The organism is Bacillus sp. BB51/4 (genome assembly GCF_008368845.1).
GTDB classification, from domain to species: domain Bacteria; phylum Bacillota; class Bacilli; order Bacillales; family Bacillaceae_G; genus Bacillus_A; species Bacillus_A wiedmannii.
The window spans coordinates 26,449-46,630 of record NZ_QOSC01000018.1 but is presented as its reverse complement, the minus strand read 5'-3'; the positions used below and the strand labels follow the sequence as shown (position 1 = coordinate 46,630).

The following is a 20,182-nucleotide window of genomic DNA, read 5'->3' as shown; positions in this document are numbered from 1 at the left end:
AACGATGAAGGAAAATACGAAGAAAGAATTATTCTCATGGGCTAAAACGATAGGATTTACACTAGTATTAATCGCTATTATTCGCGGTGTTTTATTTACACCTTCATTAGTACAAGGTGAATCGATGATGCCCACTTTAGAAAATAACGAGCGAGTTCTCGTAAATAAGATTGGTTATAGTATAAGTGGATTAGAGCGCTTTGATATTATTGTCTTCCACGGAAAAGAAGGATACGATTTAGTAAAACGAGTAATTGGTTTACCAGGCGATACAGTGGAGTATAAAAACGATGTTTTATATGTAAACGGAAAAGCGATGGAAGAACCATATTTAAAAGAGTTTAAAGAAAAAGCAGCAGGCCGTGTATTAACTCCAGACTTTACGTTAGAACAAATCACTGGAAAAACGAAAGTGCCAGAAGGCCAAGTGTTTGTTTTAGGAGATAATCGTGAAGTTTCGAAAGACGGTCGAATGTTCGGATTTATTTCAGAAGATGAAATTGTCGGAAAAGGCCAAGCTGTTTTCTGGCCGTTGAAACAAGTAAGAGCGTTATAAAGAAGTATGGGAGAAATATTCTTCCAGTGGATTTAAATCACATTTTTTGTAAAACTGAATGTTCATTTAAGAAAGACAGAGGTCATTTTGATTATTATTTTTCAGAATGGCCTCTGTTTATTTGAAGATAGTATTGCAAGGTGGGAATTTAAATGATAACGAAAGAAGCAGAAGTTATCTTAAACAGGAAAGGAGCCAGGAAAGTAAACGAAATTCCTAAAGAGGTCTTACAATTACTACAGCAAGGGAAAATAGAAAGTGTTAATCTAACAGAATGGTTAGCTATAAATCATATTGAATTACTTAAAAATGTCTTACCTTCAATAGGACTCGAGAATAGTTTGGAATGTATAGTAGCTGAATTAGAAAAACAAAACGTTGAAACAGGAATGAAAGTCATACGAATAACAGGAACTTTATTGGATGAAATTATACTCAAAGAGAATGAAGGAAACAAGGAAGACGTACTGTTAAAATTATCTAATCATATTTCAGATAGTGTACGATGTTGGGCAGCGTTTATGAATAAAAAATCAAATAACACATTAAAAGATATATTAACGTATATTCAACCTTTTGCGGCGGATCATCATTTTGGTGTTCGAGAAATCGCTTGGATGTCTATTAGAGAAGGTCTTTCACAAAATATAGAAGAAAGTGTGGAATTGTTAGTAGAATGGGCAAAAAGTGAAGATGAGAATATTCGCAGGTTCTCTGTAGAATCTATTCGTCCTCGAGGTGTATGGAGTAAACATATTGAAATATTAAAACAAGAACCTGAAAAAGCACTTCCCATTCTTAGTTTACTTAAATCAGATCCATCAAAATATGTACAAGATTCGGTTGGAAACTGGTTAAATGATGCAAGTAAAACGAAACCGGATTGGGTAATGAACCTGTGTGAAGAATGGGCAAAGGATACTGACATAAAATCAACTAGTAGAATTATTAAAAAAGCTAAAAGAACGATTTTGAAAAATAAGTAATATGTAACTAATAGACTTGTTAGTTGTACGAAGGAACAATCAATTATGTTAAAAAAATATTTCGAATAACTATGAGAAGAGCATGTATTGATTAATACATGCTTTTTATATTTTCTTTTCTATCGGTGTTATGAATGAAAGGTAATCAAATTTTATTTCAAATCTAAACTTCCGTACTTTTTTATTGTAATTTTTATTCTAATAGTTTTGTGGCAATATGTACTTTGGAAAGTGAACCGTCGTGATTTCTAAAGTTAATTTTATATTCACTGTCAGGAAGCGAATCACTCCAATATAAATTACATTCACTAATAGTTCGTTCTTCAGGTGTTAAAGTTCTATCAATCATCCAAGAGATTTTCATTTTATATAAATCACATATTATATGTGTTTTTTTAATAGCGGACAAAATATATCGGATTATGTACGTGAAAAAAATATTGATAGAATTGAAAGAATATTTTATAATTTTAAATTATATGTTCGTTTCAAAAAACGGAATTTAAGTTCCGAAATTCGGAACAAAAGGGAGATAGAATGAGTATAAATAAAACGGCAGTTAAGACAATGGATATTTTAGAGTTGTTTTATGAGCATGAAGAGCTAAGTTTAACAGATATGGTTCAGCTTACGAGTATGCCGAAAACATCTGTTTATCGTTTAATTGGCTCGTTAGAAGAAATGGAGTTTTTACAAAAAAATGAGAAGGGGAAATATCGTCTCGGAGTCGTTTTTTTACGGTTCGGTCAACTTGTTTCACAAAGATTATCCGTAAGAAATATTGCGATTCCATATATGAAAGAGCTTAGAAATAGTTTAGGACAGGCAGTTAATTTAATTATTCAAGATGGTAATGACGCGATTTATGTGGAAAAGATGGAAGGCGTTCAGCCTGTACGCGTGTATACGGCGGTTGGAAGAAGAGCACCACTTTATGCTGGTGCATGTCCGAGAATTTTACTATCGTATTTCTCTGAGGAAGAGAAACGGAAATACATAGAGGAAACGGATTTAAAGCAGTTTGCAGATGGAACAATCGTGGATAAGAAGCAATTGCTAGAAGTGTTACAAATGGCGAAAAAGGAAGGACATACCATTAGCTACTCTGAGTTAGAAAATCATACTGCGGCTATAGCAGCGCCTATTTTTGCAAGCGATGGAACGGTTGTAGCAGGTATTAGTATTTCGGGATTAGCAATTGAGTATAGCGAAAGTAATATTTCATATTTTATCGCGAAGGTGAAAGAAACAGCACATCGCATTTCGAAAGAACTCGGCTTTTTGGCATAGAAAGAGGGAGTGGGATGAAATTTTCTGCGTTAGGGGATCAAGCAATTATTGTTACATTTGGTGAAGAAATTGGGATGGATACGTACGAACAAGTGCAACGATTATTTCAAGCATTGCAGCAACATCAGTTTGCAGGAATGATTGAATGCGTTCCGTCGTTTACTTCATTAGCTGTTTACTACAATTTATATGAAGTATGGAAGGGAAATGATAGAAAGATAAGACCGTATGATTACGTATGCCAATACATAACAGGAATGTTCGATACGTATAAGGAAGAGTTGAAACGAGATGTGAAACATATTTCTATACCAGTTTGCTACGGAGGAGAATATGGACCTGATTTAGAAGAGCTCGCACATTATCACGGTTTGCAAGTAGAAGATGTAATTCGAATACATAGTGAAACAACATATTTTGTGTATATGCTAGGTTTTACACCAGGGTTCCCGTATTTAGGAGGACTATCAAAAGAACTAGAAACACCTAGAAAAGAAATACCACGGTTACAAATCTCTCCTGGTTCGGTAGGTATTGGCGGAAATCAAACAGGTATATATCCGCTTGAAACACCAGGAGGATGGAATATTATTGGCCGAACTCCTATTTCATTATTTAATCCAGAACAAGAAACACCGACCTATATTCAAAGTGGTATGTATTTACGATTTATCCCAATAACGAAGGAAGAGTATGTATCACTTGAGGGGGCTAAAGAATGGATGTAGAGGTTTTACATGCAGGAATGTTTACAACAGTCCAAGATTTAGGGCGAGCTCATTATCAACAATACGGTGTACCAGTTGGCGGGGCCATGGATCAAAGTGCACTCCGGATGATCAATATGTTAGTCGGTAATGAAGAGAATGAAGCGGGACTCGAAATGACGATCAGGGGGCCTAAATTGTTAATAAAGAAAACGACTTTACTTGCGATTGGCGGAGCAAATATGGAGCCGTTACTGAATGGGAAGCGTATTCCATTATGGCGTCCCATTTTAGCGGAAGAAGGTAGTATGCTTTGTTTTGGGAAAGTGAAAAGCGGTTGCAGAGCGTATGTGACTTTTGCAGGTGGTATACATATTGATCGTACGATGGGAAGCAAAAGTACTTACATACGTGCTGCAATTGGTGGTATTGAAGGAAGAATGCTGAAAAAGGGAGATTATTTTCAAATTGGAACGCACACAGAAATGGCGAGTCATTGCATTCAAAACTTACAAAACGATGAGCGAAACAAAACGAAATGGGCAATTAGCAGCAGCATACTGCCACAGTATAAGAAGTACTCTAAGCTTCGCATCATAACTGATTTTGAATATGATCAATTTACAGAAGAAAGTATACAAGCATTTTTTACGAAAGAGTATAAAGTATCTAATTACGCTGACCGTATGGGCTATAGAGTTGAAGGAGAAGTTTTAAATAGAGTGGAAGAAAAAGAAATTTTATCGAGTCCCGTTACATTTGGGACTATTCAAGTTCCTAATGGAGGACAGCCGATTATATTAATGGCAGATAGGCAAACGACAGGTGGCTATCCGAGAATGGGAAATATTATTTCAGTAGATTTACCACTTCTTGCTCAGTTAAAACCGGGGGACTATGTTTCTTTTGAGAAAATTACGCTTGAGGAAGCGGAACAATTGTACATAGAACAAGAAGTAAATATGAATCTATTAAAGAAATTCATCACTTTACGAAGTTGACATTAGGAGGGAAATATCGTGACGACAATCGATTTAAATTGTGATTTAGGAGAAAGTTTTGGAGCTTATAAAATGGGGAATGATGATGAAATTCTTCCGTTCGTTTCCTCTATAAATGTTGCTTGTGGTTTTCATGCGGGTGATCCGGCCGTAATGAGGAAAACGGTCGAAAAGGCACTGCAGCACAATGTAGCAATAGGCGCACACCCTGGGTTTCCAGATTTAATTGGATTTGGTAGAAGGAACATGAATGTTTCAGCAAGTGAAGTATACGACTATGTTTTATATCAAATTGGCGCATTAGACGCTTTTGTGAAAGCGGCAGGCGGGAAAATGCAGCATGTAAAGCCACACGGTGCCTTATATAATATGGCGGCGACTGATCCGGAAATTGCAGATGCAATTGCAAAGGCAATTTCTCATGTGAATCCAAGTCTATTACTTTACGGATTAGCAAATAGCGAGGCGTTTATACAGGCTGCAGAAAAGTACAATGTAACTCTCGTACAAGAAGCCTTTGCAGATCGTACGTATAAGCAAGATGGAACGCTGACAAGCCGTACAGAAGAAAATGCGCTAATAAAAGATGAAGACGAAGCGATAAAACAAGTGCTTCAAATGGTGAAAGAAGGATATGTAAATTCGGTGAATGGCGAGAAAGTAGCGGTTCAGGCGAAAACGATTTGTTTACATGGTGATGGGGAAAAAGCAGTTCAATTTGCGGGGAAAATATACAGAACATTCGTACTTAATGGTATTTCTATTTGTGCACCAAAATAAAAAATAGGGGGAAGTGCTGGAATGATTAAATTAATCGGGATACTACTTGTTGCAGTTGGCTTTTTATTTAGATTAAATACACTGTTAGTCGTTATGGTTGCAGGTATTGTTACTGGTATGGTTTCAGGATTAAGTTTTTATGATGTGATCAGCATGTTCGGTAAATTTTTCATAGAAAATAGATATATGTCTATGCCAATTATATTAACTTTACCGGTAATCGGAATTTTAGAGCGTTACGGTTTAAAAGAAAGAGCAGAAGCACTTATAACGAAATCAAAAGGTGCAACAACTGGAAGAGTATTAATGTCATATTTTACGATAAGAGAATCATCAGCAGCACTAGGGCTTAATATTGGTGGTCATGCGCAAACAGTAAGACCGCTTGTTGCACCGATGGCAGAAGGGGCTGCGCAAGGTAAATACGGTAAACTTCCTGAAAAATTAAGAGAGAAGATTAAAGCAAACGCAGCGGCTGCGGAAAATACAGCTTGGTTTTTCGGAGAAGACATTTTTATCGCAACTGGTGCCATTTTATTAATGAAAGGATTCTTCGATTCAGTAGGTATGCATGTCGGTGTATGGGATATGGCACTTTGGGGTATTCCAACTGCAATATCTGCACTTATCGTGAGCTGGATTAGGTTTAGAAGGTTTGATAAATATATAGAGAAAACAATGAAGACAGAAGGAAAAGAAGAGAAGGAGGCAATATAATATGAACATCATAACTATGGATACAATCTATTATGTATTAGGTATAATCGTTGCCTTTATCGCTGTTCGTATTGCGTTTGATCGTGAGCATCCAAATCGATTTGGTTCTAGCTTATTTTGGGCGTTATTTGCAGTTACATTTTTATTCGGAAATGTAATCCCTTCGTTTTACGTTGGCTGTATTGTGCTCGCAATGGTTATTTTAGCTTCACTAAATAAAGTAACAAAGTCTCAGGAGAAAGAAGTTCCAGTACAAGAACGTGTAAAACATGCTGAGAAATTAAAAAATAAAATTTTTATGCCTGCACTATTAATTCCTATTTTTACAATTATCGGTACGTTAACGTTAGGGAAAATTAAATGGGGGAATGTCTCCCTTGTTGATCCGGATAAAGTAACGCTAGTAGCTTTAGCACTAGGAGCATTACTTGCATTCGTTGCGGCTATGCGTATTACAAAATCGAAAATAACAACGCCTGTGCAAGAAGGAAGTAGACTATTACAAGCTGTCGGCTGGGCTGTTATTTTACCACAAATGCTAGCAGCACTTGGCGGTATTTTCGCAAAATCTGGCGTTGGCCAAGTCGTTTCTGATTTAGTCGGCCAAGTGTTACCGACAGAGTATCCGTTTGTTGCTGTTATGGCGTATTGTTTAGGAATGATGCTCTTTACAGTCGTAATGGGAAATGCTTTCGCGGCGTTTGCCGTTATTACTGGCGGAATTGGCTTACCTTTAATTGTTCAAATGCACGGGGGGAACCCAGCAATTATGGCAGCACTCGGGATGTTTGCTGGATATTGCGGAACGCTACTTACACCAATGGCAGCAAACTTTAATATCGTTCCGGCAATGCTTTTAGAGCTAAAAGATAAAAATGCAGTTATTAAAGCGCAAGTACCAATTGCTCTTTCAATCTTTATCATAAATATGTTTATTATGTATGGCCTTGTATATCGTTTCTAACTAGGAGGATAAAACTATGAAAACAGTATTATTAACAGGGTTCGATCCGTTCGGCGGAGAAAGTATCAACCCAGCTTGGGAAGTCGCAAAAAGTTTGCATGAAAAAACAATCGGAGAGTACAAGATTATTAGTAAACAAGTACCGACCGTATTTCATAAATCAATACAAGTTTTAAAAGAATATATAGAAGAACTAACCCCTGAAATAATTATATGTATCGGACAAGCTGGGGGTAGACCAGATATTACGGTAGAGCGTGTCGCAATTAACATTGATGATGCAAGAATTGCTGACAACGAAGGGAATCAGCCGGTAGATGTACCGGTTATAGAAGAAGGACCAGCTGCTTATTGGTCTACACTTCCGATGAAAGCAATTGTAAAAAAACTACAAGAAGAAGGCATACCGGCCTCCGTTTCACAAACAGCAGGTACATTCGTTTGTAATCACATCTTTTATGGTCTTATGCATGAACTAGAGAAACATGATACAAAAATGAAAGGCGGATTTATTCATATTCCGTTTTTACCAGAGCAAGCGAGTAACTATCCAGGCCAACCGAGTATGTCACTTACTACTATTCGTAAAGGGATAGAATTGGCAGTTGAAGTAACGACGACAGTTGAGGTGGATATTGTAGAGGTTGGGGGCGCGACGCACTAAACAAAACGAATCATACAACACCTCCTGTAAACAACTGGTATAATAAGAATAGGAAAATACATAGAGGTGATTGTTGTGCAACAATTTGAAGAAGTACGTTCAATTTTAGAAAAAGCGAAGAAAATGACAGTATTAACAGGCGCTGGTGCAAGTACGGAAAGTGGTATCCCAGATTTTCGTTCAGCAAATGGATTGTATGCTGATGCGAATGTGGAGATGTACTTATCAAGAGGGTATTATAACAGAAGTCCGAAAGAGTTTTGGAAGCATTATAAAGAAATATTTCAAATTAATACGTTTCATCAATATAAACCAAATCGTGGGCATCGTTTTTTAGCTGAATTAGAAGAGCAAGGGAAAGATATTACAATTTTAACGCAAAATATTGATGGTTTACATCAATTAGGTGGTAGTAAACATGTTATTGATCTACATGGAACACTGCAAACAGCGCATTGTCCAAAATGTAAAGCGGGATATGACTTGCAGTATATGATTGATCATGAAGTGCCTCGCTGTCAGAAATGTAATTTCATTTTAAATCCAGACGTTGTTTTATACGGAGATACATTGCCGCAATATCAAAATGCGATAACACGTTTATATGAAACAGATGTACTTATCGTTATGGGAACGTCATTAAAAGTACAACCCGTCGCTTCATTCCCGCAAATCGCAAAGAGGGAAATAGGGGCAACGACCATTTTAGTAAATGAAGAGTTAACAGGGCAAGAATATAACTTTGATTTTGTTTTTCAAAATAAGATTGGTGAGTTTGTTGAAGGTGTATCGTCGGTTAAATAAGTTATTATTTTTATGAAAAACTGAGGTGTATAGAGAACACCTCAGTTTTTTGTTTGAATAAAATTCATGTTATGACGAATTAAGGGGAATGGTAATAAATAGGACATAAAATTAAAAAACTGAAAATTAAATCTTTTATTTCTTTAGTAATTAATATAAAATTCTATATATATCATATAAATAAATTTGATACATAATGGTTCTATGTAGAAATGTTAATAGAATGAAGCGAGGGAGCGAAATGAGACAGAAAAAGGAGCAGAAGAAACAATCGAAAAAGAAAAAGACTCATATTCCTTTTCGATTAAATGTACTATTTTTTATCGTCTTTCTTTTATTTTCAGCTATTATAATTCAATTAGGTAAAGTACAAATCATTGATGGCGAAACGTATAGAAATGAAGTGAACAAAAAGGAAGATGTAACGGTAAGCACGCCTGTTCCTAGAGGGAAAATGTTTGATCGGCAAGGTCAATTGATTGTAAATAATAAACCGCTACGAACCGTTACATATACGAAAATGAAAGGAGTAGATTCGAAAGAAGTTTTACAAGTAGCAAGAAACTTAGCACAGCTAATTGAAATGTCGCCAGAAGATATAAATAAGTTGACAGAAACAGATAAAAAAGATTTTTGGATGCAGTTAAATGAAAAACGAGCAGCAGAAAAAGTAACGAAAGAAGATGAGAGTGCATTTAGGAAGCAAGAGATAGAAGGGAAAGAATTAGATAAAAAAGTTGAAGAGTTGCGCCGTGAAAGAATTACGCTAGAAGAATTAAGCGAACTATCAAAAGAGGATTTAGAAGTACTAGCAATTAAAAGTAGGATGAATGCGGGATATAAAATGACGCCGCAAATTGTTAAAAAAGATGTAAGTCAAAATGAATATGCAATCGTAAGTGAAAGATTGGCAAGTTTGCCAGGAGTAGATACGACAGTGGATTGGGAACGTGAATACCCAAATGATAAAATACTTCGTTCCATACTTGGTAGCGTTTCGACTGAAAATGAGGGCTTGCCGAGAGAACAGTTAGATTATTATTTAGTGCGTGATTATAACCGAAATGATCGCATTGGTAAGAGTTACATCGAGAAACAGTACGAAGATGCATTACATGGAACGAAAGAACAGTCTAAAAATATTACGGATAAAGCGGGAAATATTATTCGGACAGAAAAGGTGACTGAAGGAAAAAGTGGAAATAATTTAATGTTAACAGTAGATATGGAGTTACAGAAAAAAGTAGAGGAAAGTCTTGAAAAGAATTTACGAGCATTTCATTCTGCAGAGCCGATGATGGATCGCGCGTTCGTTGTAATGATGAACCCGAAAAACGGCCAAATTTTATCAATGGCAGGAAAGAAAATTGTAAATAAAGATGGCGGAATGCAAATAGAAGACTTCGCTTTAGGAACGATGACAAGTTCTTATGAGTTAGGATCAACTGTGAAAGGGGCTACGTTATTAGCCGGATATCAAACTGAAACAATTAAGCCGTATACGCATTTCTTTGATGCACCAATGTATTTTAAAGGAAGTACTAAGCCAAAGAAATCGTGGAAAGATTTTGGTGATATTGATGATTTAAGAGCTTTACAAGTTTCATCAAACGTTTATATGTTTAATACAGCATTAAAAATGGCAGGTATTAATTATGTGCCAAACAATCCGTTAGATATTAAAAAAGAGACATTTAATAAAATGCGTTACTACTTTAGACAGTTTGGCTTAGGTGTACCAACTGGTATTGACTTGCCGAATGAATCGATTGGTCAAATGGGTAGAACGGATAACATACCTGGCTTTTTACTTGATTATGCGATTGGACAGTACGATACATATACGCCGCTTCAGCTTGCTCAATATATGTCAACAATTGCAAACGGCGGATACCGAATGAAACCACAAATTGTGCAAGAAGTGAGAGAGCAACCACATAGACCAGAGGATGTTGGAAAAGTTGTTCGGTCTATTGAACCAGTTATTTTAAATCGAGTGGATATGGACACTTCATACATTAATCATGTAAAAGAAGGATTTAGAAGAGTTTTTCAAGAAACTGACGGAACAGGTACGGCAACGTTTAAAGGATTACCATATAAACCAGCTGGAAAAACAGGAACAGCTGAAACTGTATACGGTGGAGAAAGTGATATTGGAAGAGATGAAAACAATAACCGGAAAAAATGTTATAATTTAACTCTTGCCGGTTATGCACCATATGATGCTGATCCGGAAGTAGCTTTTTCAGTTGTTGTACCTTGGGTGAATGATGACAAATCAGGAATTAATTCCGCGATTGGTAAAGAGATTTTGGATGCGTATTTTGAATTGAAAACGAAAAGAGCGGGTGGAAATCCAGTCCCAGTAGAACAGCCGAACAAGGCCCAGTAAAAATAGTATCACTGCATGGAGACATATTGTGCAGTGATATATTTTTTGAGTTAAAAAGCGTTTAAATAAGGTGGGAATGGATATGAAACAGGAGATTAAAAGAGGCTGGGGGAAATACATACTCTTCGTGTTTGTTTTGGTAGTAGCCTATCATTCTTTTACTTTATGTAAAGTGGAAGGGAAATCGATGCAACCGACTTTATATGAAGAAGACTACGTATTTGTAAATAAAGCAGCAGTACATTTTTCAAATTTAGAGCACGGAGAAATTGTCATTATAAAGGAAGAGGATGAGTCGAAATATTATGTAAAACGAGTAATAGGACTTCCTGGTGACGTAATTAACATAAAGAATGGATCAGTATATTTGAATGATAAAAAGCAAGAAGAACCGTATACAAATAAAGATTTATTCAATAATACGCAAGTGTTTTATAACTTTCAAAAGACGAAAATCCCGCCAAATAAATTATTTGTAATGGGAGATAACCGTGAACTTAGTAGAGATAGTCGAAATGGCTTAGGATATATTGAAGAAGATAATATAATAGGCAAAGTGGAATTTGTATATTATCCTTTTTCAAAAATGAAGATTATAGAATAAGTGGGGTTATACACAACCCCACTTATTAAAGTTTCACTTTACCCCGCATTAACGGGCAGTAAGCCCCCCACCTCAAAATTCAGCTGTACAAAGGAGTTAGGTGGGAGATCAACTGCCCGTAACAGCCCGATTGGTTCAACTAATAATAAGTGGGGATGACCCCCCCACTTATTAAAGTTTCACTTTATCTTCTTTAAAAAACCTTTTGGATTAAATGATATGAAAAACTTATGTTTAGATTCATCAATTATGAAGTTGTTGTTTTTAGCTAAAAACTCTTCTACAGCTTCCATTGGGCCAGGGCCCCAATCGGGAGAAACAGGATTTCCATTAATAGATGTATCCTCTACAATAATATAACTACCAGTAGTAACGATAGATTTATAAAGTAAAAGTTCTTTTGATACATGCTCTTTACTATGATCAGAATCTAAAATAACTAAAATCACATCATCAGGTTTGCGCATATTTAATATAGTTTGAACGGCATGTACAGAAACAGAAGAAGCTGTTACATACGTAATTCGGTCATGGGATGGACGATTTGGTTGAGGGAATATATCAATAGTAACAACGTGACCCTTTCCAATTAAATCTAATATAGAAGCTAAATACAATGCGCTACCACCATAACAAGTGCCACATTCAATAATTAAATCGGGTTTTAATTCGTAAATAATTTCTTGATACAAAAAAAGATCAGAGGGAAGTTTGAAAATGGGGACCCCAAGCCAGTGTGTATCATGTAACCAAACGTTGCTGTCGTAATAAAGTTTTAGAAATTCATTGCTTATAGTATCGATGTTAATTCTCCTTTCTAAAAAGGATTCTTTCGCTTTACGTAAAGTGCTTACGTATGAAAGTTGTACTATATATTATGTGATAAGGAATTGTAAGGCGAGTGTTTTCACTTAAAAATAAGCTAAATAACTCATGTGTAAAGGGAAGGAAATGGACGTATGTATAAGTATACAATTTGCTTCATTAGAAAAGGAAATGAAAATGATGTGAAGGAGATAACTTAAACTATGGCATTCAAAAGCGAGGAAGAACTGAATAAAGCTTTCGAGGCAGCTAAAGCGAGCCTAGAACTAGAAGGTATGACCATTACAAAAGAAATGGAAAAAGTTATAAAAGAAAAGTTAGCCGGAAAGATAACGCACGAGCAACTTATTACATTAGCTGATGCGATTGCGAGAAGCGAACTTACTTAACGAACTAGAGGCGCTACAAACTATTTTTGGAGAGTTCAGATACTAAAAAAATAGTTTGTCTCTTGCTTTATAGAAAATTTATCCAACAATATATATACGTAGTACGTTCTATGCTACAATTTACTATAAGTGAGGAAGGAAGGTGTCTTATGAAAATATCTGTTTATGTTGCAAGTGCATTTAGCAAGGATCATAAAGGCGGAAATAAAGCAGGAGTAGTATTTATGGAGAATACATTGACCACTACTCAAAAAATGGCAATAGCCAAACAACTGGGCTATGCGGAAACTGCATTTATATCAGAGTCCGAAATTGCTGATTATAAATTTGAGTATTTTACACCAAAAGAGGAAGTTGATTTATGTGGTCATGCCACAATTGGCTCTTTCGCGATACTGATGCATGTAAATAAACTTTTCAAGAATCGCTATACGATTGAAACGAACAGCGGTGTTCTTACTATTACCATAAAAGATGACATCATATTCATGGAACAAAACGAACCGATATTCTATGATGTTATATCTCCAAATGAGTTTATCGACTGCTTTGACATTAAAGATATAGACAATGCATACCCAATTCAAATTGTCTCCACGGGCTTAAAAGATATTTTAATTCCTATAAAAAGCGAAACACAATTACATACAATGCAACCTAATTTTGAAAAAATTAAAGAAATCAGCAAGTATTATAATGTTGTCGGGATGCATCTATATACTTTTAATGACAATCGAATTATATGCAGAAACTTTGCTCCGCTATACGATATCAATGAAGAAGCAGCGACTGGAACTTCAAACGGTGCATTAGCTTGCTACCTTTATGAACAGCGCTACTTACAAAAAGAAGTTTATGTATTTGAACAAGGTTATTCTTTACACTCGCCTTCCGAAATATTAGTTAAATTAGCAACCGATAGCGAGAATAAAATAGAAAAAGTTTATGTTGGTGGCAAAGGCTATTACTGTGAAACGAAGTGTTTAAATATAGAAAATATTGAGTGAAAATAAAAAAAGAGATGGTAGATCCATCTCTTTTTCATATGCTCCATGATTAACCGCGAATCGCTTTAATCATAAAACGATGTTGCTTCACATCAAAATATCCTTTTTGCAAGATGATCTCATGTATACGATATAATTCCTCATAGTAACCTTCGACAGTAAAATCAGGAATTTGCCACGGAACTGCTTTTAAATAATAGACGATCGCACCAATGTCATAAAAACGTTGAAAAGGGAACTCTTCTTTTGCTTCTAAAATAGTAAATCCATTTTCCTCTAACTGACTACATGCCGTTTCAAGCGACCAACTTGCAAATTCGCTATTTAGCGGTGCGCTAAACTGCTCATTTAGTTCCGCACAATCGAGACCACCAACTTGTTGTGTAAGGAAAATTCCATTTGGAGAAAGGATTCTGTTTACCTCAGAGGCAGCATATGATTCATGCTGATTTATCATTAAATCAAACTGACCATCTTGAAATGGTAAAGCAGTATCATCCGTTACCTCTATAACTGTAACCCCTAAAGGTTCTAATTTGTTTCGAGCAATTGGCACGTTTGGAGCATAGCCCTCAGTCGCAAAAATAGTTGATGGGAACGGTTGTAACATAGATAAAAATTCTCCGCCGCCAGTCCCCATATCAAGCATTGATTTTGCACGCTGCATAAGCTGGAAAGCAGTGCTGCCGTACGACCACGATAAAGGCTCGCTATTCATTCGACCCGTTTCTGAAATGAAAGAAAAATCCCAGCCGCTAAAATGTGTATTTGCACTTTCTAATAAAGTTAAAAATAATGGATCACGTTTCATAATTGTATCCTCCTATTTTGTAAGTAAATGATATGATGAGAAAAGAAAAAAGGAGGACCTCTTATTAAAGTGGAACGTTTTTACGTTTCATGTTCGAATAGATTCATATAAATTCGCTCCTTGTTAGAGTGATTATTTGTATATTCGGGATAATCGAGTGGAAATCCTTTGAAGTTATAAGGCAAGGTGAGAGTACAACTAAATTTTGGATGGGCTATATAGTGAAACTGCATTGTGCCAAGATATTTTGTGAAATATGATATTTCACATTTCTGTTACATAACAATAAAGTCGTACTGTTTATAAAAAAGTGGAACCGTTCACTCCCTTTAGATTTACTTATCTATGGGGATGTTTTTATTTATATAAGAAATTGATATATATATACTGAATATAAAAATTTTATTCTTTGAAAATATTCCATAATTTAGTATTGTTTATATATGGAATATTTAGTTTGTACGAAAGGGGGAATAAGATGTTTTTACAAAAGTATAAGGGTTTGATTCTAGGGATAGTGGGTGCTGTATTAGGAGTAATATCCTTTGTTTACCTTAAAGATTTGGATTATATATATAAGACGGGCCTTAAGTTATTATCTGTAACATTAATCGTTATAGGATGGGTTATTGCCTGTGATTCGACCCGCTTCTATAAAAAAGAGAATAATAATGTATAGGTGTTATTATTCTCTTTTTTATACAGTCTTTAATTAGCGAACATTTCTTATGCAAGGAAGAGGGCAAGGTGCTATATGAAAAGAATGAAAAATGTAATGTTGCTATTGTTATGTTTCTTATGTTTAAGTGGTTGTAATTATGAAGATGAAGATCAGGTGAAAAAATATGTGAAAAAAAAGCACGGAATTGATGTGATTGTAACAGATTGGGGTGCTATACATGAAGGGAATATGGGACATACATATCATACTGTTCAAGCAAAAAATAATAAAAATATTCAATTTAGAGTAGAGGTAGATGGTTTCTTATATTCAAGAATAAAAGGGGATGAATATCAATACGGGAAAAAAACATATGAGGAATATAAGAAATTCAAACCCATGCTAGAAGAAATTAAAAAATTAGGTTACGTGGAACCTGAAAATAAAAATGTTTTTCAATATATAGTGGATGATGATTATATAGAGGAGAAACCAACTGATAAGTTATTATTAACTTTAAAAACGAGTGACAAGATTGATTACAGTCAATTTGAATCAAAAGAATTAGATCGTTTATATGCTCTATTCCAATTCATTCAGAAGAGTAATAAAAAGATAACAAAACTTGAAATTGAGGATCATAATGGTGAATCTATAGGCTTACCTTTTGATAATGTGCAAAAAGCTATAACGAAAGAAGAACTGCTTTTAACAATGAAAAACACTGTAAGAGGTTATTGGACATATTTGATTCAAACTGAAACAAAAGTAGGCGAAAGGTTAAATGAAATTCAAAATGATCGTTTTGTAATTGAAGATATTACTTGTTCACAGCCGAAAGACGGCAACTGTCTAGAGTATGAATTGACTTTAGTTTTCAATGACAGTGAGATAAAATATAGAAATGATTCCTATGTAATAGAGGATTTGAGAAAGGTAGTCACTATTCTTAAAGAAGAACTATATAATAAGGAATTTAACATATTTTTAAGGAACAAGGATGGAACAAGTTATTCACTCTGGCTATCATCAGAAAAAATCAAGAAAAATGATAACATAGAAGAGCTAGTAAAATAAAGGTATAAAGAAGAATTTTAAAGCACTTTTTACGTTTATTATTGCTTTATTCAAAAGGAAAAACCGCTTATACTTCATTCTTGAAGCATAAGCGGTTTTGTTTAAAATACTCAAAAAGAAAAATCTTTTGGTAAAGTACCATTTTTAATAACCGTTCGTAACCCATGTTTTATAATCCAAGGATTAACTGGATGCTGTTTATCACGCAATTGTTGCAACCATTGAAAAACGAGTTCTTTATTTTCTTTCGTAATGTCATTGATATGATTGGCTACAGATTTTTGAACATATTTAGAAGGGTCATTCATTAAAGGTTCAAGAAGTTGTAAATTGTTCTTAAAGTCACCTTTTAGAGCTCCAATTTTTTTAGCCCAAGGAAGTCTTGGTCTTGTACCTTCAGAAACTAATCTTCTAATGTGGCTGTTTTCGTCATGAATCCACTGTTGTAATATGTCTAGTGTATCTTCATGATATGTTTCAAGAAAAGGCCGAATGGCATATTCAGCAGTATTCCTTTTTGTTATTTCATACATGGCGTTGAAAGAGGAGTCAAAATCGTTAAGTCCATATTTTTCAACGTATTTTGCGATAGGCATGTACATATATCCGTTTGTAAATGTGCCTACTTCTGTTGTATTTTCTGGCCCCAATGTTTTCAGTAAAATATGTATTGCTGCATGAAAATCTTTTTGTAAAGCATTGTGTAATTCATCTGCTATTACTTCAATACGCTGCTTTAACTCTAAATTTTCAACTTTACATGTTACGGAAGATACAAAGTTTCTTTTAGAGAAAGTAGGATCGTGTTTACAAATAGAATCAGCCATTTTTTCTGCCAATTCTTCGTTAAATAAAAATTTTAATGGAACATATTTACCCATTTTTTTCACCTCAGTGGTCAGTTGAGAACAAGTTTTATTTTTTTATCGACAATCCATAAACTAAAGTCTCACTCGGAGTCGTAATACTAAAACCTGTCGTCTTATAATCAAGTTTCACCGTATCACCAGTGTAGTCTTTCGTAAATGAATCCATTTGTACAATAAAATCAGCACCTTCATATACAACATCATCTGCATCATATGTATCCCAAATTAAATCAACATCAACGAAAATACTACAAGAGTTTGTCATTGTTCCTCTAATGCGAATGATTTTTTTGTCTTCACGTTCTAATCTATGTATAGCTGCTTTTGCTTCATCAGTAATGCGAATGTTCATGGTATCCCAACCTTTATTTATATTTCCTTTATTATTGCAAAAACAGGAGCAATAGGGAAGGGAGAAGCATTGGAATAAAAAACGAGCAAACATATTTGTTTGCTCGTTTCACTTTATTTCAATTCACATTTATCAAGTGGAATCACTTTCGTTTTCTTCGTAAATTTATATCCTAACCATAGTACTAAGAAGAGTGGTAAACCGATGTAAGAAACGAGTACACCGTTCCAATCGATTGCTTCGCCCATAAATGCGCCGTAGTTTTGTCCTAAAATTACGATGACACAAAGTGCAAATGCAAAGATTGGACCGAACGGGAACCATTTTGCTCTATATGGTAAGTCTTTTAAATCTTTTCCTTGTGCGATATATGCTTTACGGAAGCGATAATGACTAATTGCAATGCCGACCCATGCGATAAAGCCAGACATTCCTGATGCGTTTAATAACCAAATGTATACAACACCGTCACCGAATAAAGAAGCAATGAAAGCGATACTACCGACAATCGATGTTACGATTAATGCGTTAACAGGTACACCGCGGCTATCTAATTTACCAAGAAACTTTGGTGCTTTCCCTTGGCGAGCTAAATCCCAAAGCATACGAGTTGATGCATACATTCCAGAGTTACCAGCAGATAGTACTGCCGTTAAAATAACAGCGTTCATAACAGAAGCAGCAAAGGCAACGCCCGCTTTTTCAAAAATAAGTGTAAATGGACTTACTGTTACATCACTTGCGGCAAGGCTTTCAGTTGTATAAGGAATTAATAAACCGATAACGAGAATCGCAAGGATATAGAATAAAAGAATACGCCAAAAGATTGAACGAATTGCTTTCGGAATGTTACGCTCTGGATCAGCAGTTTCACCAGCAGCTACACCTAATAATTCAGTTCCTTGGAATGAGAACCCAGCAGCCATAAATACACCGATAATTGCCATAATGCCGCCGTTAAATGGTGCATCTGCAACAGTGAAGTTTTTAAAGCCAACAGATTCGCCGCCCATAATTCCAAAAATCATCATGAAGCCGACAATTAAAAAGATAATAATAGTAACTACTTTAATAAGTGCGAACCAATATTCAGATTCACCAAACCCTTTAACAGATAAATAGTTTAAAAGGAAAATAATAGCTAAACATAATCCGCTCCAAATGAGGGAAGGGGTATCTGGGAACCAAAATTTCATAATTAATGTTACAGCAGCGAGTTCAGCAGCAATTGTAATGGCCCAGTTATACCAATAGTTCCATCCAAGTGCAAAGCCAAGTGATGGATCAACAAATTTTGTTGCATACGTGCTAAAAGATCCAGTAACAGGCATGTAAGCTGCAAGTTCAGCTAAGCTTGTCATTAAGAAATACACCATAATTCCAATTGCGGCGTATGCGATTAGTGCACCGCCAGGACCAGCTGAATGGATGACACCACCGCTGGCAAGAAATAGTCCGGTACCGATTGTACCACCGAGAGAAATCATCGTAAGGTGACGAGATTTTAATCCGCGTTTTAATTCACCTTGTCCTTGTGTAGTTTGCGTTTTAGAGGTAGATTGATTTGTTGCGCTATTCATGTTCAACACTCCTTTTCTTGTAGGTTAGGAAGGAGCGGGGGAGAAAAATACAAAAAACCGCCACAGGAATTAGGCGGAACGTTTCACAAATAACCACCCCATCATACCCTTCCGTTAAGATAGCACCCCACGTTTACACGGTAATTTTGTAAACGTGACAGTTCTGTTCCTTTCGGAGACAGCCCCAGCTCATATTTCCAGAGAAGAAATATAAACTTCGGCAACTTTTCCTTTCAAACGGAGTCAGTGACATTCTCTGTGTCTCGTCCGTTTTACTCTTAAAAGTCGCAACCTCTACCTCATCGGATTGATGAGGATTTATATATTGCTAAGATATTTAATATATGGCAATTGTAATGAGTTTCTGAATATATTGCAAGATATTTTGTTAGGAAAAGTCAAAAAATATCGGTTATTGTATAGGAAACGCTTGCAAAACTCCACCCGAACCTACTGTTATGTAACAAAAAATAAAGAAAGAAATTGTTATACAAATGTTTCGCAAAAAATATTGGAAAACCCTTTAAAAATAAAAGAAAATTCTGAAAATATAATTCGACATAACTATTAAAAGAGGATTATTCCTTAAATTCGTTTCAAAGAATAAGTATAAATCTGATAAGTAGAATGAATATTCTTTTTATTTCTGATAAAATTGAGGTATTGTTTAATTGAAAAGGGGAAATCAACATGAAATTAGAAACAGAAAGGCTCTATATAGTGCCGTGTAGAGAAGAGAGTATTCACGTTGCTAACGAGCAAGGATATAATAGTGGTCCACATATTGTAGGGCATGTAGAAAAAGTAAAAAAAGATGAGAATGTATTACCTTGGGGTGCGTGGTATGTCATTCGCAAAGAAGATGACATCGTTCTAGGTGATATTGGGTTTAAAGGGAAACCAAATGAGGAACATACAGTAGAAATTGGTTACGGATTTATTGAGAAATATTGGAATAAAGGGTATGCGACAGAAGCTGTAAGAGAACTAATAAATTGGGCTTTTCAAACAGGAGAGGTAGAAACAATTATTGCAGAGACACTTCTTGAAAATGAGGGATCGATTCGTGTATTAGAGAAATTACATATGAAGAGAACTGGCACTACAGAAACGATGATTAATTGGAAAATAGAAAAATGAAAA

At 35.3% G+C, this 20,182-nt stretch carries 23 protein-coding genes and 1 riboswitch; of the genes, 17 read left to right on the top strand and 6 right to left on the bottom strand.

Annotated elements, in window-relative coordinates; all coding sequences use genetic code 11:
• Window positions 1-4 precede the first annotated feature (4 nt).
• Window positions 5-556: a signal peptidase I gene (gene lepB, locus DN392_RS24770; RefSeq protein WP_000662493.1), complete on the top strand. Its 552-nt coding sequence runs from the start codon at window positions 5-7 to the stop codon at window positions 554-556.
• Between the two features lie 152 nt (window positions 557-708).
• Window positions 709-1,542 carry a DNA alkylation repair protein gene (locus DN392_RS24765; RefSeq protein WP_088321651.1) on the top strand — a complete coding sequence of 278 codons (834 nt, stop codon included), beginning with the start codon at window positions 709-711 and terminating at the stop codon, window positions 1,540-1,542.
• 193 nt (window positions 1,543-1,735) lie between these two features.
• Here DN392_RS24765 and DN392_RS30520 read toward each other — a convergent pair whose 3' ends face one another.
• Window positions 1,736-1,906: a hypothetical protein gene (locus tag DN392_RS30520; RefSeq protein ID WP_165502246.1), complete on the bottom strand. Its 171-nt coding sequence runs from the start codon at window positions 1,904-1,906 to the stop codon at window positions 1,736-1,738.
• Window positions 1,907-2,079: 173 nt separating this feature from the next.
• On the opposite strand from DN392_RS30520, the gene DN392_RS24760 reads away from it, so the two are divergent.
• From DN392_RS24760 to lepB (DN392_RS24715), 10 genes are all read left to right on the top strand, one after another.
• Window positions 2,080-2,832, top strand: a complete 753-nt coding sequence (locus DN392_RS24760) for an IclR family transcriptional regulator (protein WP_048566130.1) — start codon at window positions 2,080-2,082, stop codon at window positions 2,830-2,832.
• A gap of 14 nt (window positions 2,833-2,846) precedes the next feature.
• Window positions 2,847-3,560 carry a 5-oxoprolinase subunit PxpB gene (gene pxpB / locus DN392_RS24755; RefSeq protein ID WP_000672248.1) on the top strand — a complete coding sequence of 238 codons (714 nt, stop codon included), beginning with the start codon at window positions 2,847-2,849 and terminating at the stop codon, window positions 3,558-3,560.
• Window positions 3,551-4,540 carry a 5-oxoprolinase subunit C family protein gene (locus DN392_RS24750; protein WP_064057522.1) on the top strand — a complete coding sequence of 330 codons (990 nt, stop codon included), beginning with the start codon at window positions 3,551-3,553 and terminating at the stop codon, window positions 4,538-4,540. The genes pxpB and DN392_RS24750 overlap by 10 nt, the downstream gene beginning before the upstream one ends.
• Window positions 4,541-4,558: 18 nt before the next feature.
• Window positions 4,559-5,320, top strand: coding sequence for a 5-oxoprolinase subunit PxpA (gene pxpA, locus DN392_RS24745; RefSeq protein WP_064057523.1), 762 nt, complete (start codon window positions 4,559-4,561; stop codon window positions 5,318-5,320).
• A 21-nt stretch (window positions 5,321-5,341) separates the two neighbouring features.
• Window positions 5,342-6,037: a DUF969 domain-containing protein gene (locus DN392_RS24740; protein ID WP_000593393.1), complete on the top strand. Its 696-nt coding sequence runs from the start codon at window positions 5,342-5,344 to the stop codon at window positions 6,035-6,037.
• Window position 6,038: 1 nt separating this feature from the next.
• Entirely contained in the window at window positions 6,039-7,001 is a 963-nt protein-coding gene (locus tag DN392_RS24735; protein ID WP_060631397.1) for a DUF979 domain-containing protein, read from the top strand.
• Window positions 7,002-7,017: 16 nt separating this feature from the next.
• Window positions 7,018-7,665 carry a pyroglutamyl-peptidase I gene (pcp, locus tag DN392_RS24730; RefSeq protein WP_064449316.1) on the top strand — a complete coding sequence of 216 codons (648 nt, stop codon included), beginning with the start codon at window positions 7,018-7,020 and terminating at the stop codon, window positions 7,663-7,665.
• Window positions 7,666-7,740: 75 nt separating this feature from the next.
• Entirely contained in the window at window positions 7,741-8,469 is a 729-nt protein-coding gene (locus tag DN392_RS24725) for an NAD-dependent protein deacylase (RefSeq protein ID WP_064449315.1), read from the top strand.
• A 241-nt stretch (window positions 8,470-8,710) separates the two neighbouring features.
• Entirely contained in the window at window positions 8,711-10,864 is a 2,154-nt protein-coding gene (locus DN392_RS24720; RefSeq protein WP_064449314.1) for a peptidoglycan D,D-transpeptidase FtsI family protein, read from the top strand.
• Between the two features lie 82 nt (window positions 10,865-10,946).
• Window positions 10,947-11,468, top strand: coding sequence for a signal peptidase I (lepB, locus tag DN392_RS24715; RefSeq protein WP_000806884.1), 522 nt, complete (start codon window positions 10,947-10,949; stop codon window positions 11,466-11,468).
• Between the two features lie 179 nt (window positions 11,469-11,647).
• Here the strand turns inward: lepB (DN392_RS24715) and DN392_RS24710 are convergent, their stop codons facing one another.
• A complete protein-coding gene (locus tag DN392_RS24710; protein ID WP_033658741.1) occupies window positions 11,648-12,271 on the bottom strand; it encodes a CmcI family methyltransferase in 624 nt (207 codons plus the stop codon).
• 225 nt (window positions 12,272-12,496) lie between these two features.
• Between DN392_RS24710 and DN392_RS24705 the strand changes: the two genes are divergently transcribed.
• Window positions 12,497-12,682, top strand: coding sequence for an antitoxin VbhA family protein (locus tag DN392_RS24705; protein WP_000874723.1), 186 nt, complete (start codon window positions 12,497-12,499; stop codon window positions 12,680-12,682).
• A gap of 149 nt (window positions 12,683-12,831) precedes the next feature.
• Window positions 12,832-13,689 (top strand): PhzF family phenazine biosynthesis protein, encoded by an 858-nt coding sequence (locus DN392_RS24700; protein ID WP_000704332.1) that lies wholly within the window; start codon window positions 12,832-12,834, stop codon window positions 13,687-13,689.
• Window positions 13,690-13,738: 49 nt separating this feature from the next.
• Here the strand turns inward: DN392_RS24700 and DN392_RS24695 are convergent, their stop codons facing one another.
• Window positions 13,739-14,500, bottom strand: coding sequence for a class I SAM-dependent methyltransferase (locus DN392_RS24695; RefSeq protein WP_064057528.1), 762 nt, complete (start codon window positions 14,498-14,500; stop codon window positions 13,739-13,741).
• Window positions 14,501-14,978: 478 nt separating this feature from the next.
• On the opposite strand from DN392_RS24695, the gene DN392_RS24690 reads away from it, so the two are divergent.
• Both DN392_RS24690 and DN392_RS24685 read left to right on the top strand, forming a co-directional pair.
• Complete coding sequence (locus DN392_RS24690) at window positions 14,979-15,179, top strand: hypothetical protein (RefSeq protein WP_046959839.1); 201 nt, start codon at window positions 14,979-14,981, stop codon at window positions 15,177-15,179.
• Window positions 15,180-15,254: 75 nt separating this feature from the next.
• A complete protein-coding gene (locus DN392_RS24685) occupies window positions 15,255-16,238 on the top strand; it encodes a hypothetical protein (RefSeq protein ID WP_000827142.1) in 984 nt (327 codons plus the stop codon).
• A 110-nt stretch (window positions 16,239-16,348) separates the two neighbouring features.
• Here DN392_RS24685 and DN392_RS24680 read toward each other — a convergent pair whose 3' ends face one another.
• The 3 genes from DN392_RS24680 to DN392_RS24670 form a co-directional block, all read right to left on the bottom strand.
• A complete protein-coding gene (locus DN392_RS24680; RefSeq protein WP_000521706.1) occupies window positions 16,349-17,119 on the bottom strand; it encodes a DNA alkylation repair protein in 771 nt (256 codons plus the stop codon).
• Window positions 17,120-17,153: 34 nt separating this feature from the next.
• On the bottom strand, window positions 17,154-17,459 hold the full coding sequence (locus tag DN392_RS24675) for an iron-sulfur cluster biosynthesis family protein (RefSeq protein ID WP_064449312.1): 306 nt from the start codon (window positions 17,457-17,459) through the stop codon (window positions 17,154-17,156).
• Window positions 17,460-17,572: 113 nt separating this feature from the next.
• On the bottom strand, window positions 17,573-19,039 hold the full coding sequence (locus DN392_RS24670) for an amino acid permease (protein ID WP_064057531.1): 1,467 nt from the start codon (window positions 19,037-19,039) through the stop codon (window positions 17,573-17,575).
• Window positions 19,040-19,151: 112 nt separating this feature from the next.
• Window positions 19,152-19,344, bottom strand: a riboswitch (Lysine riboswitch).
• A gap of 385 nt (window positions 19,345-19,729) precedes the next feature.
• Between DN392_RS24670 and DN392_RS24665 the strand changes: the two genes are divergently transcribed.
• On the top strand, window positions 19,730-20,179 hold the full coding sequence (locus tag DN392_RS24665) for a GNAT family N-acetyltransferase (protein ID WP_064449311.1): 450 nt from the start codon (window positions 19,730-19,732) through the stop codon (window positions 20,177-20,179).
• Window positions 20,180-20,182: the final 3 nt, after the last annotated feature.